General features: G+C 48.6%; 11 protein-coding genes. 10 read left to right on the plus strand and 1 reads right to left on the minus strand.

Translation table 11 applies throughout. From position 1 onward, the window contains the following. The 3 genes from BLV50_RS20355 to BLV50_RS20365 all read left to right on the plus strand — a co-directional run bounded on the left by BLV50_RS20355 (position 1) and on the right by BLV50_RS20365 (position 6,508). Positions 1–2,991, plus strand: a complete 2,991-nt coding sequence (locus BLV50_RS20355) for a beta-galactosidase (protein WP_090809678.1) — start codon at positions 1–3, stop codon at positions 2,989–2,991. 286 nt (positions 2,992–3,277) lie between these two features. Beyond that, positions 3,278–4,612, plus strand: coding sequence for a glycoside hydrolase family 43 protein (locus BLV50_RS20360; RefSeq protein ID WP_090809680.1), 1,335 nt, complete (start codon positions 3,278–3,280; stop codon positions 4,610–4,612). Positions 4,613–4,669: 57 nt separating this feature from the next. Continuing rightward, positions 4,670–6,508: an RICIN domain-containing protein gene (locus BLV50_RS20365; RefSeq protein ID WP_090809683.1), complete on the plus strand. Its 1,839-nt coding sequence runs from the start codon at positions 4,670–4,672 to the stop codon at positions 6,506–6,508. Positions 6,509–6,700: 192 nt separating this feature from the next. Here BLV50_RS20365 and solA read toward each other — a convergent pair whose 3' ends face one another. Further along, complete coding sequence (gene solA, locus BLV50_RS20370) at positions 6,701–7,840, minus strand: N-methyl-L-tryptophan oxidase (RefSeq protein ID WP_090809685.1); 1,140 nt, start codon at positions 7,838–7,840, stop codon at positions 6,701–6,703. Between the two features lie 231 nt (positions 7,841–8,071). Here solA and argH point away from each other — a divergent pair, with 231 nt between their 5' ends. From argH to BLV50_RS20405, 7 genes are all read left to right on the plus strand, one after another. Then, complete coding sequence (argH, locus tag BLV50_RS20375; protein ID WP_256338003.1) at positions 8,072–9,580, plus strand: argininosuccinate lyase; 1,509 nt, start codon at positions 8,072–8,074, stop codon at positions 9,578–9,580. A gap of 18 nt (positions 9,581–9,598) precedes the next feature. After that, positions 9,599–10,543, plus strand: coding sequence for an amidohydrolase family protein (locus BLV50_RS20380; RefSeq protein ID WP_090809687.1), 945 nt, complete (start codon positions 9,599–9,601; stop codon positions 10,541–10,543). 33 nt (positions 10,544–10,576) lie between these two features. After that, complete coding sequence (locus tag BLV50_RS20385; protein ID WP_256338004.1) at positions 10,577–11,953, plus strand: extracellular solute-binding protein; 1,377 nt, start codon at positions 10,577–10,579, stop codon at positions 11,951–11,953. A 27-nt stretch (positions 11,954–11,980) separates the two neighbouring features. Further along, on the plus strand, positions 11,981–12,925 hold the full coding sequence (locus BLV50_RS20390; protein ID WP_090809691.1) for a carbohydrate ABC transporter permease: 945 nt from the start codon (positions 11,981–11,983) through the stop codon (positions 12,923–12,925). A 24-nt stretch (positions 12,926–12,949) separates the two neighbouring features. Continuing rightward, positions 12,950–13,810, plus strand: coding sequence for a carbohydrate ABC transporter permease (locus BLV50_RS20395; protein ID WP_064636047.1), 861 nt, complete (start codon positions 12,950–12,952; stop codon positions 13,808–13,810). A gap of 257 nt (positions 13,811–14,067) precedes the next feature. Next, the gene (locus tag BLV50_RS20400; protein ID WP_090810017.1) at positions 14,068–14,892 is read left to right on the plus strand and encodes an alpha/beta hydrolase; all 825 of its coding nucleotides are present in this window, start codon (positions 14,068–14,070) and stop codon (positions 14,890–14,892) included. 109 nt (positions 14,893–15,001) lie between these two features. After that, positions 15,002–16,645 (plus strand): AraC family transcriptional regulator, encoded by a 1,644-nt coding sequence (locus BLV50_RS20405; RefSeq protein ID WP_090809693.1) that lies wholly within the window; start codon positions 15,002–15,004, stop codon positions 16,643–16,645. Positions 16,646–16,728 lie beyond the last annotated feature (83 nt).

Below are 16,728 nucleotides of genomic sequence, written 5' to 3' on the forward strand. Positions count from 1 at the left end.
TTGACAGAGAAAACATCCCTTTTGCTTCAGGAGCAGGAGAAGAATACAAAGACGAGGGCTGAGCACGGCGTTCGATCTGAACTGACTTATGATCAGCGCAGCTTCATGATGAATGGAGAACGAGTATTTCTGAACAGTGCTACCATTCATTATTTCCGCATGCCGAGGCAGGAATGGCGGGAGGTTCTGATGAAGGCGAAGCTGGCTGGCATGAACTGCATTGATACCTATTTTGCCTGGAACGTGCATGAGCCGGAGGAAGGACAATGGTCGTTCGAAGGAGACAATGATTGTGGAGCCTTTCTGGACCTGTGTGCAGAGTTGGGCATGTATGTAATCACGAGGCCGGGTCCGTTTATTTGCGCAGAGTGGGATTTCGGCGGCTTCCCCTATTGGCTGGAAACGAAGCAGGGAATCAAGTTCCGACAAAATAATGAAGCCTATCTGCATTATGTAGATCTGTATTTTGACCGAATCATTCCAATCATTCGTGAGCGCCAGCTATCTGCTGGAGGCACTGTTATTCTTGTACAGGTCGAGAACGAATACGGGTATCTGATGGATGATGCAGCAGCAAGTAATCATATGAACCACCTTCGGGACGGGCTGCTTCAGCGAGGGATTGACGTTCCGCTTATCACCTGTGTAGGTGGCGCGGAGGGCACGATTGAAGGGGCCAACTTCTGGTCAGGTGCTGACGGTCATTATGCGAAGCTGCGGGAGAAACAGCCGGATACACCGAAGATCGTTACGGAATTTTGGACGGGATGGTTCGAGAATTGGGGTGGGCCTTCTGCCATTCAGAAGACGGCGCCACTGTTTGAGAAACGCATGATGGAAATTCTTCGCACCGGCTATACCGGAATCAGTCATTACATGTTCTACGGCGGCACCAACTTTGGCGGATATGGTGGCAGAACCGTGGGCAGCAGCGATATTTTCATGATTACCTCCTACGATTATGATGCGCCGCTGAACGAGTACGGGCGGGTAACGGCCAAGTATGCTGTAGCGAAGAAGTTATCCTATTTTGTCCATGCGTTTGGCGCATTGCTGATAGAGACGGAGGAAGTACCAGCAGAGCAGATCAAGGTACGTCATCCGCAAGGCGTTTCTGTACGAGGCAGGTCTAAAGGCAGCGAGAAGATATGGTTCTTGGAGAGTCACAAGGATGAGCGTGAGACGTTTCACGTCACGCTGGAGGAAGGCCGGACACTTCCCGTTGCCCTGAACCCAGGGCAGATTATCCCGATACTTGACAGGGTAGAGATTGCCAAGAATGTATACCTGACAGGTGGCGCGATGATTACGGGCAATGAAGTGGTGAATGGAGAATTGACCCTGTTCATCGTTGCGGAGGCGGGACAGCGTTCAGTTGTGGAACTGGAGACGAACGTCTTGAATGTACAGGGCAGTAGCATGCAGGTACTGGTTGAACGTGATCCGTTAAATGGAGCCTATCGCTTCGAACTGGTACATTTCCGTGAGCCAGGCATCATTCATCTGGAGGCAAGTGGTATCCCCATTCGGTTCGTGGTTCTGGACAAGGAAACGATGGATCGCACGTGGAGAATCAAAGGAGGGGGAGAGACAAATCAGCTGCGTTACGCAATCGGATTCGATGATGTAGATGTCTCCCTATCCGGGCAGGTCACAGGTATGATCTCTGATCCGAATCGGAATATGTTGCTTCTCGGCAGTTGGGCAGATGGTGAACGGACGTTGACTGGACATGAGTTCTTATACGGAGAAGCAAACGATTCACAGAGCGGCATGCAGGATGAACATGTTCAGGAGTCATCCGCAGCTATTCAGCATGATCTTTTCACCACGCTGCCTATGCCACCGAAACTGTCGGATTCCCCCGAGTTGTCTCGTGTGTCATTAACAGCGGAACAGCGTGCTTCGAGTGGTCAACCAGAGCATTTTTCCCAGTACGGACAAGATTTCGGGTATCTATTATACGAGTGCGATTTCGACCGTTCGGTGGATGGAATCACCACCCTTATTCTGCCGGACCTTCAGGATACGGCCAGAATATATGTCAATCGTGTAGAGCAGGCACTGGTTCGTCAAGTTGGTGCAGCGGGTGTTCAGGTGCAGACGACGAAAGGAAAGAATACACTACAGGTGCTGGTACAGCATATGGGCAGGCTAAATTTTTCTCCATATTTGAGTGAAAGCAAAGGTCTAGCAGGATCGGTGTACATCGGTGGTTCCGCTCAGGACATCCGCCGGAATTGGCATGCGGAGCATGGGGCGGTGCATCTCGATGAAGTGAATTATCTTGAGGATGCCCCGCTTCTGAGCAGAAGCTTTACGTTGGATGGTATGGACCGTGCGATTCTCGTTGGAGCGGTGAGCCAAGGATTGCGGCTTAATGGCATGGATGTGCCAATGGAAGGGTATCAGGACTGGTTTTCGTTTAACACGTTGGATCTTTCCCTTTATTTGCGGCCCGGAGAGGTCAATACGCTGGAGATGCCTTATAGCAGAACGCCGCTGAATCGGCTGGAACTGATCCTGTACCGGAGTGAAGATGAGTTGAAGGATTGGCGCATGGCAGGTACGGATGCCTTGCTTCCACGACAATGGGAATTATATGAGCCACCGAACGTCTCAGGTCATCTCGAAACCTATCGGCAGGATGCGGATCATAGTGGCAATTGGAATGCCATGTCGGTGGAGAATGGTTCGTACGGTCAACCTGTCTGGTACCGCTGGCGTTTCTCCAAATCAGCCGTGCCCGAACATTTCCGAATGAACCTGATGCTTCGTCTTACCGGGATGAGCAAGGGAACACTTCATCTGAACGGGCACCATCTGGGACGTTATTGGCAGATCGGTCCGCAAGAGGATTACAAAATTCCTTTATCCTGGCTGCAGGATGAGAATGAATTGCTGTTATTTGATGAGGAAGGCCGAACGCCAGAACGGGTGCGTTTCTTGTTTGATAACTTGTCCCAGTATCCATGGGTTGTGGTCGAATAGATCTTCTTTTCATTGTACGTGCAAGGGAATCGGGTCTGTTCTGATCAGTCGTGTCCTGTTCTAGCTCGTCGTATTTATTCTCTTTGCGGAGACTGCTCGGATGTTTGGATCTATAGATTCTGAATCTCCGGGCAGCTCTTGCACGGTGAATGGACGACGAGAATAGCTAGTATCTTTTATTGAAACCGTTTACATATTGAGGGCGTTGTGGGCTACGTGTTCTGTGAAGGGGGTGATGTTTGGCAAATGGTATGCCTGTCCCACATTTTCGATAAGGAGATGACCCATGTTCACAAGGAAAAGATGGAGTACAAGATTATTCAAAACTTGTAAGTCCGGCATGATCATGCTGCTTGGAGCATTGCTTTTATTCATCACGTTATTCCCGAATACAGCCAGAGCAGCAACAAGTGTTTACACGATTTCGGCTTTTACCAATACGAGCGAATCCAATCTGTATATCTATGAATCCTACAATGCGACTAATTACGGTTTGCTTAAAGGGCCTGCCTATACACCCCCGGCCAATCTGATCCGTGATCCCAGCATCATGAAGCATACGGATGGGCTGTATTATGTCGTTTATACCACGAACTGGTCAGGTAATACGATAGGCATCGCATCCAGCACAGATAAGGTGAATTGGACGTTTGTCCGCAATATTACCCTATCTGCACCCACCACGATTGCACATACCTGGGCACCGGAATGGTTCAAAGACAGCAACGGCAGTCTGAACATCATCGTGTCCATCTCCCCAGGCAATTATGAGAACTTCAAACCTTATGTTATCACAGCGACCAATGCAACGCTGTCTTCCACAACATGGTCTGCTGCCACAGAGCTTGCAGGCATTGCACCCAATTACATCGATACCTTCATCGTCAAGACAGGATCAACCTACCATGCATTCACCAAGAATGAGACCACCAAGTATATCGAATATGCTACAGCTACTTCCCTCACCGGACCTTACACATTCAAAGGGACAGGGGATTGGGCAGGCTGGGGCTCCTGGGTAGAGGGACCTGCGCTTGTCCAGCTGGATAACGGTTCTTGGCGAATCTATTTTGACGGATACTCTACACAAAAATATTATTACAGCGACTCTGCTGACGGGTTTCAGACCTGGAGTGCAAAGCAGGAGCTTGCCGGTCTGACCGGATTGGTTCGGCACATGACCGTGTTGAAAGAAACCGGGCAACCTGGCGATATCCGCAAGCTGGAGTCCTATAATGTGCCAGGCAGCTTCATTCGCCATTATAACTATCAGGCCCGAATCGATGCCAGTGTCAGTCCCGCAGAGGACGCACAGTTTCGCATCGTTCCCGGGCTGGCGAATGCAACAGGCATTTCATTTGAGTCTATGAATTATCCAGGCTATTTCCTGCGCAATAATAATGGCAACATCACACTGGTGAAAAATGACGGCAGTGCTACGTTTCGAAATGATGCCACGTTCAAACGTGTAAATGGACTTGCTAATGCCGCTTGGACATCGTACGCCTCGTTTAGTAACCCGAACCTGTATCTGAGGCATTACAATAATGTGCTGAAATTGGAAGCTGTCGTTACCGCACTCGATAAGTCAGACGCGACCTTCCGAGAGGTTGCACAGTAATCTTCTGGATTCTTCCATTGAAATTGAACTCATTTTACTTTAGAAGGAGTGAATCGAATGAAATGGTTGAAACGGTTGGGCACCCTGCTAATAGCAGGAAGTTTTATAACTGGGAGCTTGGGTACGGAAGCATCCGCCGCGGGTTCTTATACAGCCACGGCTGATCCCTCGAAGCAATATCAGACCATCGAAGGTTGGGGAACATCCCTTGCCTGGTGGGGCAAAGTGGTCGGAGAGTACTCCAACCGGGATGAGTATGTGGAAAAGATGTTTAGCCCAACAACCGGACTAGGTATGAACGTTCTGCGTTACAACATTGGAGGTGGCGATAATCCTTCATCAAATGTGCTGGAATATCGCAAAGCCGTGCCGGGATATCAGCCTTCCCCGGGCGTGTATGACTGGAATGCAGATGCCAATCAGAGGTATATGCTCCAAGCCGCCAAATCATATGGAGTCAACGTCTTTGAAGCCTTTGCGAACTCGGCACCCTATTGGATGACCATTAGCGGAAGTGTGTCCGGGGCCGCGAATGGTGGCAATAATCTCAAGCCGGATTATTATGATGATTTTGCTGATTATCTCACAGAGGTCGTGAAGCATTTCAGAGATAACTGGGGCATCACGTTTGACACAGTTACCCCGCTTAATGAACCGATCTCCACTTGGTGGAAGCTGGGCAATAATCAGGAGGGTATGCACTTTGATCGGGCAGATCAGAACACGATTCTGAGCCAGGTGCAATCTTCACTTACAGCAAAGGGATTGTCCACGAAGCTGAGCGCGCCAGAAGAATACAGTCTGGATGACACAACCATTTCCTTCAACAGTTACAGCAGTGAAGTGAAGTCTGCGATCAGTCAGATTAACACACATACCTATGGGGGAAGCAACCGTGCATCGTTGCGGAATACAGCGACTTCAGCGGGAAAACATCTCTGGACCTCAGAATATGGAGACGGGGATGCCAGCGGACTAACGATGTCACGTACGATCCTTAAGGATATACGCAACATGGGGGCGAGTGCGTGGGTGTACTGGCAGGCCGTAGATAGTGCGGATGGCTGGGGATTTTTCAAAAATGTACTGAATAACACGCAAACGACCAGCTACACCGTGAATCAGAAATATTATGTCATGGGCAACTACAGCAAGTTTATTCGTCCCGGAACCAAGATCATTGGCATGAGTGATGCCAATACACTTGCTGCCTATGATGCGGCTTCTGGCAAAGTGGTGCTGGTTACCACCAACTCGGAAGCCACCGATACAACGGTGACGTATGATCTGAGCCGATTTACAAGCCTGGGAACATCCGCTCAAGTACACCGGACCTCCTCTACGGAGAAGTTGCAGCAGTTGTCCAACATCAACATTCAGAATAAAAAGTTTACAGCGACCGCCAAAGCGGGCTCGGTTACGACCTATGTCATATCTGGCGCGACGTATAATGGCAGCACAGGATATGAATCCGGGGCAATCTATAAGCTGATCAATCGGAACAGTGGTCTCGCTTTGGATGTGAATGGGGCTTCTACTGCCGGGGGTGCAACGATCATCCAGTGGAACGACAATGGCGCAGCAAACCAACAATGGAAGTTGGAGTCTGCGGGCAACAGTTATTATAAGATCCGTAACGTAGGCAGTGGTCTGCTGCTGGATGTGAATCAGAGCTCTACTCAAGGAGGAGCAGCCTTGATTCAGTGGCAGGATAACGGGGGCAACAATCAACAATGGTTACCGGTGGATGTCGGAGGATATCTTGTGCTCGTGAACCGCAATAGCGGCTTGACCGTTGATATCAACCAGAGCTCCACAACCGCTGGTGCCTCGACCATTCAATGGGCAGACAATGGTGGAGCCAATCAGCACTGGAGTTTGGTTAAAGTGAATTAAAAAGGAGAGTATTCATTGCGCGGACTGCTCTCGCTTTAGAATGATTTAAACGTTGCTAAGGTAAGGATACTCCTTTCTTGAAGTAGGGCGCGCTATGCCACACGGCACGGCTCAAGAAAGGAGTTCATCCTGATACACCAAATCGAGTTAGCTTACGTTCAGTACTAGTTCAGCCTTCTCCGGGCTAGTGCTCTATTGAAATCGGGAAAGGGCAAATCGTCCAATATCCTGATCCGTATGCCCTGTTTGCACCAAGTCAGACAATGTTTTGCCCACTGCACTTGCGAATTTGAAGCCATGACCGGAAAATCCACCTGCCAGCCATACATGGTTATGGGCAGGGTGACGGTCGATAATAAAATCTTCATCCGGTGTGAACTCGTATTTGCATACCGCACCACGCTTCAGCTTTCCCGCTGCCAGAGGCATCCGAAGTTCAAGCAATCTCCGCAGATCACCCTCATCCGTTTCATCAGAGCCAAATGGAGCCAGTGTACCGCCTGGTGTCCACTCCTGCCCCGTATCGTGACGTCCAATCTTCAGACCCGACCCGCCAATGCTCGGAAATCCATAATATCCGCCTTCTTTTCCAGCCAGCGTGAAACCGGGAAAGTGATCCTCGGCGAACAATGCCTCCGGTGCATCGAACCATCCCACGGTTTTGCGTACAGCTCGAATGGGAAGGTTCACGAACGGTTTCAGCGTCTGAAACCATGCTCCGGCACTGAGAATGACCTGGTTCGCATAATACGTCTCGCCAGCAGATGTGATGACTCCAACAGAATCTGCGCTGCACTCGATATGTTCCACACGTGAGTGCGTTAAGAGAGTGGCACCCGATGCTTCGGCTGCCTGACGGAAGGCGAGCACGCAGCGTTCACTGAATAAATAACCTGCATCAGGCTCATACATTCCCTCGTAATGTTCAGGGACTTCAATGCCTGGCCAGCGTTTCATGATTTCGGCTGCGCGCAAGGTTTCATATCGAATCCCCGCATCGTCAGCATGGGTTAAACGATTATGAAAAGAATGGATGTCCGGGTCAACCATATTCAAGACGCCCGAAGGTACAAGCAATTTGGCCCCGGTAGTATCCTCCAGTTCTTCCCACAGTTCCTGCGCCAGAAGTGCCATCGCTATATAGTCAGGTCCCCCGCTGTACACGTGGCGGATAAGCCGTGGTTCTCCGTGATGGCTGCCCTCCGTATGCGGAGGATCAAAGGCATCAATCAGTAATGTTTTTAATCCACTGCGCGCAAGATAATAACCTGCACTCATGCCCATCGATCCGGCTCCAACGATAATGACATCATAGGAATGTGATATAACCATCCCTCCTTCCGCTTATTTTTCAGAGACCAATCTTATACAGGATAATCTAGTCTTCAAATCTACGGCAGTCAATAGAACAGGTTATAGAGAAAGCCGATACAACAATAGAAAATTTTGATTAAGGATAAAGTTGTATGTATACCAAAATAGTGGTAGAGTTTTGAACTAAACATTCCGACCTGATTAGTCGGCATTTCAGATCTCTGTATATTCAGATGAAGAACAAGGAAGGTGAAGTCAACGTCAACGAATCCAACACAAGTGTCTGGTTTTCCCAGTCAAACCTATGCCGAAATTGTACTTGAACCCGCCTATAACCAGGCCACACAGCATCTGCTGAACCCCATGATGGCCGTAAACAAAGCACATCTAATTATGCTCCGTGAACAACACATCATTCCGGAGCAAGAAGCGTGCCACATCGCTTCGGCTGTACAGAGTCTGGATGTGGATGGGCTCCGAACGAGCGAGTATTCCTCCCACGTTGAAGATTTGTTCTACCAAGTCGAAGTTGAACTAGAGAAGCTTGGCGGACCCTCTGTCGGGAATCTGCACTTAGCCAGAAGCCGAAACGATATGGGAATCGCCATGTATCGTATGGTGCTGAGGGAGAAGCTGAACTCAGCGATTTCCTCAGGGCTGTCATTACACCGAAGCCTAAGAGAATTTGCATTACGTCATATCGATACCCTCATGATTGCTCACACGCACACCCAACAAGCCCAGCCGACCACACTTGCCCATTACATCTGTGCCGTTAGCGATTCCCTTGAACGGGATCTCGATCGGTTGAAATCCGCCTATACAGGCTGCAATCGCAGCAGTCTTGGTGCGGCTGCTCTCACCACTTCTGGATTTCCGGTCTGTCGAGACCGAACCGCAGAATTGCTCGGCTTTGATGGCATTATTGAGAATGCCTATGATGCCGTCAGCGGTGCAGATTATGCAGGTGAAGCCGCCTCTGTAGCCCAACTGGCAGCTATCAATCTGGGACGTTTCGTTCAGGATCTGCTGTTATGGTGCACACAGGAATATGGTGCATTAATTGTAGCTGCCCCTTACGTTCAGATTAGTTCAATTATGCCGCAAAAACGGAATCCGGTATCGATTGAACACGCCCGTTCACTCCTTTCAAGTGCCAAAGGGGATGCAGCAACTGCTCTTAACATGATGCATAACACACCCTTTGGTGACATTGTAGATACCGAAGATGATATGCAGCCCTATGTATGGAGAAGTCTGAATACACTTGAATCCGTATATCGCTTGCTGTCCGAAGTGATGGATACCCTTAAGGTCAATGTGTCATTGCTGCGTGAACGGGCAGAGCGTAGTTTTGCCATGGTTACCGAACTTGCAGATACGCTGGTCCGCACAGAAGGATTATCGTTTCGACAAGCTCATTCCATCGTAAGCCGGATTGTAACACAGCTGACGGAATCTGGTATTTCTATTTCGGGATTGAACTGGGAGGTTGTGAACACAGCGGTACAGGAAATTGCCGCCAAGCCGCTTGCCCTAACCTATGAGCAATTAGAGGAAGCAATATCTCCCGAGCATTTTGTACACATTCGGCATGTGCGTGGTGGACCCAATCCGGAAGAAGTGGCAAGAGCATTGGAGGCCCAAGCGCTCCGTCTTGACACACAGGAACAATGGAGTCTTGATACCACTAATAAACTCCGTTCTGTAGATGCAAAACTGGATTTAATTCTAAACGGCTGGCTTAACAGAATCTAAATGGAAGGAGCAAAATCAATGTTCTCCAATCCCGACTTTCGAGTTTTTGACATCCATGCCCATCTGCCTTATAAACTTTTGCTTTCCTCATATAAAAACCATGAGTTGGTGACGCGATATGGCAAGGAACGCAGTGAGCGAATGAGACTAACCTGGGACTTCCCGGCGGTGGAGGAGCAGGGAGAGGAAGCTGCGCGGCCGTTAATCGAACGGTGGGTAGATGAATTGGACAAATACAATATTGCTGGACTTAACTTTCTGACGGCTCTGGATAATGACAACTTGGCTGAACAAATATCCATATACCCGGATCGGTTTACCGGATTCGCCTATCATCCCATTGAGAATGAAGATGCATCCATTGAGCTGCGTAGGGCAGTTGATGAGCTCGGATTGCGAGGATATAAGTTGTTTGGTCCCCTCACCCAGATTGCCTTTGACTCTCCTTCGCTCGACCCGGTGTGGGCATTTCTTGCAGAGCGCCGCCTGCCTGTCCTAATTCATTTTGGCATGCTTGGTCATGCCGGAGGCATCGTTCATCATCCCAACATCAATCCGCTTGCCATCTTTAATACGGCCCGTGCCTATCCGGATATTCCGTTCATCATCCCTCATTTTGGCGCAGGGTATTTCCAGGAGCTTCTGCATCTAAGTTGGAGTTGCCCTAATGTATACATCGACACCTCGGGTTCCAATCAGTGGGTACGTTGGATGCCCTACGAGCTGAACCTGGAGACGTTATTCCGCAAAACATACGAGCTGCTGGGTCCAGAGCGAATCATCTTTGGAACGGATGCGAGCGGATTTCCGCGTGGTTATCCCTATCGTTATTTACAGGATCAGGTCCGGGTATGTCGTGAACTTCGCTTCCCTGAAGCGGACATTGAACTCATCTTCGGAAATAACGCAAGACGTCTGTTGAAGCTGCCTGTTGGCAAAGCCGTCGGTTCCACCAACGCGTAAGCCAAGGAAATAAAGAACGTTATAACACTTTTGTTGCAAAAGAGGGGAGAGTGGCTTCACTTGACGGAATCCGGTTATTTTTCATTCAGGCCAAGCAAGACCCTGCAATTATTGATTGCAGGTTTACTCTTATTGAGCATTACAGCCTGTTCATCCAAGCCATCCGAAGAGTCTGGTTCAGCAGGTGTTACAGCTTCGGGTGATCAGACGGAGCCCATCACGATTGAGTACTGGCAGTATGAATTTCCAGCCAAGGTTGAACTGATCAATACCTTAATCCAGGAATTCGAGACGGAACATCCCAACATCAAAGTCAAACAAACCAATTTTCCGTACGACCAGTACAATCAAAAGGTAGCTACACTGGTTCCCGCTGGAAAAGGACCGGATGTCATCAATCTGTATTACGGCTGGTTGCCCAAATATGTGCAATCCGGTTATTTACAGCCGTTGCCGGAAAGCAGCTTTCCGGGCATCGCCGAGGCATTTTTCCCTTTTGTAGATACAGCCAAATTAAACGGAAGCTATTATGCTCTGCCTACAGGCGTGAGAACGCTGGGGTTGTTTTATAACAAGGACTTGTTCACCAAGGCTGGACTTGATCCGGACAAACCGCCTACGACTTGGGAAGAGCTTGTCTCGGATGCCAAGGCATTAACGGAAACGGACAAAAATGGGCAGTTGGTGACAGAGGGTTTCGCATGGGAACCAGGTTCCCAGCTTCATCACTGGTTCCGAGACGGATTGTTATATCAAGCGGGAGGCAAAGATACGAGCGAGGATCGTCGGAAAATCCTGTGGAATGATACCTTTGCAGGGCTTGAAGCATTCAAGTATCTGGTTGATTTTGCAACCGTGCATAAGGTAGGAATTAACGGCTTTTACACTGATGATGCCAATGCATTCAAAACGGGCCATGCCGCAATTAACGTCGATGGTTCATATCGATTGGGATCTATCAAAAAAGACGCTCCCGATTTGAATTTTGCTGTCGCACCGTTGCCGGGTTATAAAGGAAAATCCACACAGGCTTCATTCTGGGCTAATGCGATTCCAGCCAATGTTACCGGAGAGAAGTTGGAAGCAGCTACGGCCTTTTTACAGTTTTTGATCAGCAAGGGCGTTCAGGAACAATGGGTGGAGAAGGTCGGTGAACTTCCCGCACAGAAAGAAGTTGCTCTTCAGGATAAGTATGTGAATGACCCGCTGCTTGGCCCTTTTATCTCCCAACTGAACGATGCCAACGCCCACTTCTTCATTGATGAGACGCAGGAGCGTACGTTGTTTGTGAACGCTGTGGATGAGGTGCTGCTTAATCATGTGCCGGAAGAGCAGGCTTTCAATGATCTGGTGACCAAAACCCAGAAGCTCTATGACGACTACTGGACGAAACAGGATAAGAAAAAATAAGTTCTCATTCAAGGAGGCTGCGCAGCTATGAGGACTACCGGGGTGATCCCTTCGCGGCCGAAACGGCGTTTATGGTTCGGATCGGGAATTGGAAGACTCAATTACAGACATAAACAGCGGTTATTCATTTATGGCGGTTTGTTGATTCCGCTGATCTATTTTGTAGTCATCCGCATCTTACCGATTCTGTATTCCTTTAACGTAAGCTTTCGCGAATGGGGCATGCTGTCACCGGATAAACCCTTTGTGGGTTTTGATAATTATGCGACATTGCTAAGTGACCCTCTATTCCTCAAGTCGCTGGTGAACACAGGAATCTACGTCGTTGTTGGAGTGCCTGCACAGTTAATTGCCGGATTAATCGTGGCTCTTTTTCTCCAGCAAGTGGTGAAGCTGCGCGGATTGTTCAGGACGGCCTACTTTATCCCGTATGTAACCAGTGTAGTGGCGGTAAGCTGGATATTCCGGTGGCTGCTGATGAAGAACGGGATTGTAAATGCTCTATTTATAGAGTTGGGCCTTGGGCCGCAATCTTTCCTGTATTCGCCCACACAGGCCATCTTCTGGATTATTGCGGTGATGGTATGGCAAAATATCGGATTTCAGATGCTCATTTTCCTGGCGGGTCTGCAAAACATCCCCAAATTGTATTATGAGGCGGCTGCCATAGACGGAGCCACGGGTTGGCAGCGCTTTGTGCATATTACGATCCCTCTGTTGAACCCGGTCATGCTTCTATCTGTCGTCATGGCAAGCATTGGGTTTCTGCAATCCTTCACTCAGGTGCTGAATATGACTGGAGGCGGGCCGTTGGACTCCACCATATCTGTCGTGCTTCATATATACAATTTGGCTTTCAAGAGTTTTGATATGGGCCTGGCCTCGGCAGCCACCGTCATTCTGTTTGTCATCATATTCATGCTGACTCTGGTTCAGCTTAAAGTGCTTGGCAGTCGTTTTCAACAGGAGTAAAAGGAAGGAGGGTGCTTTATAAGCATGAGCAGATCTGCCGCATGGGCCGATACCCGAACAACACTCCGCTGGAAACGTTCCGGGTCACTGATCAGTTATGGTTTACTTACGCTTGGACTTGGGTTGATGGTGTTTCCGTTTCTATGGATGATATCGACGTCGTTCAAGACGCTGGATGAAATCTACTCTCTAAGCCTCATCCCTTCCAGAGTCACATGGGATAATTATGCGGCTATTTTTCAGGGAACTCCATTTCCCCGCTGGATGTTGAACAGTTTATATGTAGCCGTCATTGCCACCGTGAGCGTCTGCGTATTTGATTCCATTACGGGATACATTCTGGCCAAATTTACGTTTTGGGGGAAACAGGTTATCTTTGTACTCATTCTAAGTACATTGATGGTGCCGACTGAAATGCTGATTATTCCATGGTATCTTGTATCCAGCAGTTTTAACGGCATGGATACGTACTGGGGAATTCTGTTTCCAGGTTTAATATCCGGGTTTGGCATTTTTCTAATGAAGCAATTCATGGAATCTCTTCCTTCGGAATTACTGGACGCGGCACGAATTGATGGCATGGGAGAATGGGGCATTTTCCTTCGGATCGCTGTTCCGCTGGTAAGGCCAGCGTTCGCTACCCTCTGCATTCTGACATTCCTGGGCAGTTGGAATTCGTTCATCTGGCCGCTCATTATTACACAGAGTGAGGAGATGTTTACGATTCCGGTCGGGATGGCTTTCTTCTCCAGCGAGGCTAAGGACAGCAGCAATTGGGTGCAGATTATGACTGGAGCAACACTTTCGGTTCTGCCATTGATCATTCTCTTTCTGTGTTTTCAGAAGCAGATCATTCGTGGTATTGCTACAACAGGTCTAAAATAGCATTAAAGCGACGGACATGTTTTATAGAAAAACAGAACCCTACAATACAATACAAAGCAAAACAAAACAGAGCCGGTTACCCCGTCAAGGGGGCCGGCTTTGTTCTTTCATGGAAATGGAAAAGCCATGCGTGCAATGAAGCGGTGCATTTTCCATATGGAAATGGGTGATTCGTCCATGGAAGGCCGGACCTACCTTGGATATAATCGGAGACTAAAGCCGTAGCAACCAGGAGGAATACTTCATTGAAACAAGTGATGAGACATGACGGAACAGAACCGGAGGTAACTTTGCCGGGAACCACCTTTTACCGCATGCGTGCAGAACAGACCAAAAGAGAGTACGAGATCAGAGTTTGGGTGCCGGAGAGCGCCCCGCCAGCTTCCGGATATCCCGTGATCTATCTACTGGATGCCAATGCGGTGTTTGGTACGATGGTTGAGGCCATGCGTGTACAATCTTTACGCCCGGAGAAGACCGGGGTTGTTCCGGCAGTTATTGTTGGCGTGGGGTATACAGCCCGGGAAGCCTTTCCACCGGACAGGCACTATGACTTTATGATGTTGGTTCCCGAAGAGGAATTACCCCGGAGACCGGATGGAGCAACTTGGCCGGAGCATGGCGGCGCTGAAGCATTCACCCAATTTATCGAGGAACAATTGAAGCCGGATATTAAACGACGCTATGCCATTGATAGGAGCAGACAATCCGTTGTGGGGCACTCGCTGGGCGGCTTATTTGTTTTGCAGTTGTTACTGGAACGTCCGGGAACATACCGAAATTACATTGCAGGTAGTCCGTCTCTTCATTGGAACTCGGCCTGGATCGCCCGGCAGCAAGAGACGTTTGCTTCCCGTATGCTGGATAATCGTATGAAAATTCACGTTTTACTTGCAGTAGGAGAACTGGAGGGGAGTCATCCCAGCGGGGTGATTGAACGTTCCCGAGTGTTTACCGAATGGTTGAACCATGCCGATGCTAGGGGAGTCCGCGCTGATTTTATCTGTTTTGAAGATGAAGGTCATATCTCGGTATTGCCTGTGTTGATCAACAGGGCACTGCGATTTGCATCCAGAGATTGAACGGGTTGAGTACCATCATGAAAGAACTAGTAGATGCGGGGGTCTCCGAAAATTTGATATACTGATGATAGTTATTGAGAATGGTTATCAAATGGAGGCCTATAAATAGATGATTTCCCCTAACTTATACCCTAATCAAGAGGTGGATTCCACGTATCTGCTCGACAGATTGACTATAAAATTGCGTGACATGGAGAAAATGAAATCCACTTCGGACTGGAACATTCCCCAGCAGCATACCTCGTCATATGTGCTTGTCATGGTCACAGGTGGTGAAGCATTACTGACACTGGATCGGGGGTCTATCCATATCCATGCACAAGGCGTATATTCCTGTGTACCCGAATCCACTTTTGGACTGACTTCTTTCGGAGATGAAGGAGCCGAAGTAACGATCATGCGGTTTGACCTTTATCAAGAGCTGCATGATGATCCTGACACCTTGCATGTGGTTAAAGATACCCCGATGTTCAGATCTGGCAAGGAGCTGGCAGTGTCACCCACTGTTCAGCTCTCATTTATGTGCGAAGAAATACACAATCTGTGGCATAGTGGCAGGGCCATGGGGCAATTTCAGGCACATGTGCAGTTTCTCCAATTGCTTGCAAGCCTTACGGAAGCATCACCTCCGCTCAAGGAAGATTCCCAGATGATGATCCAGCGTACCAAAGATTATATCGATGAGCATTCCAATGAGAATCTAACCGTGGAATATCTGGCAGGCATGGCCGGGCTGAGTCCGAAATATTATGTGGACCTGTTCAAGCGAAGAAATGGAATGAGTACAACTGATTATATTTCTTCACTCCGCATTAACCGGGCAAAACAATTGATGGCCGGTACTGAAATGCGTCTGCGGGATATTGCTCATCAGGTTGGATATCAGGACGAATTTTACTTCAGTCGCAAATTTAAAAAAGCCATGGGAATATCCCCTTCGGTATATATGAACAGCCGCCGCCGTAAAATTGCCGCCTATCACATTGCGATTACAGGACATTTGCTGGCCCTGAACATGATTCCCTATGCGGCACCGCTGCACCCGAAATGGACATCGTATTATTATCGAATGTATGGCAAGGACATTCCTGTACATCTGAGTGCCTATCGGATTGACATGGAATGGCAATCCAAAATTCGGGCTCTGCAGGAGCATCAGCCGGACCTGATTATCAGTTACGACCACTTGCGACCTGAGGAGAAAGCACAGCTTGAAAGTATTGCGCCGGTTCATTACCTCACGGTCTCAGATCACAACTGGCGTTCACAGCTTCAGATTCTGGCTGAACAACTGGGGGCACAGCAGGATGCCAAGAGTTGGCTGGAAACTTATGATCATAAGGCGGACCAGGTCAAAACGATGATGCATCAAAAGCTTGGCAACGAGAAGGTAGTCGTTGTCCGTTTGTTAAAACACCAGTTCACACGTTATTGTTCACCTTCCATGTTGGAAGTGTTATATGGAGATTTGGCAGTCAAACCAGCCCATATCAGTGAAGAAGGGGAGATATATAACGAGCCGATTACGTTGGAACAGCTGGATGAAATGCAGACCGATTGGATATTTCTGATGGTATGTCAAGAGAGTAAGACGTTATCCTTCTGGGAGGATGTGCAGAAAACCTCCTTGTGGCAAAATATAAAATCTGTTCAGAATAACCGGTTGTTCATCATCCCGGCTGATCCCTGGCTTGAGAACTCGCCCCTCGCCAACGAACGCATCCTGGACGATCTGATGGATCGCTATCGGTGAAAAATCCATAGAGATTCAGGACAGAGTCCATGGTTCTGTCGGTCAATCTTGTTTATCATTCAATAATGATTATTATTCTCAAT

This window comes from Paenibacillus sp. 276b, from assembly GCF_900107875.1.
Lineage (GTDB): Bacteria > Bacillota > Bacilli > Paenibacillales > Paenibacillaceae > Paenibacillus > Paenibacillus marchantiae.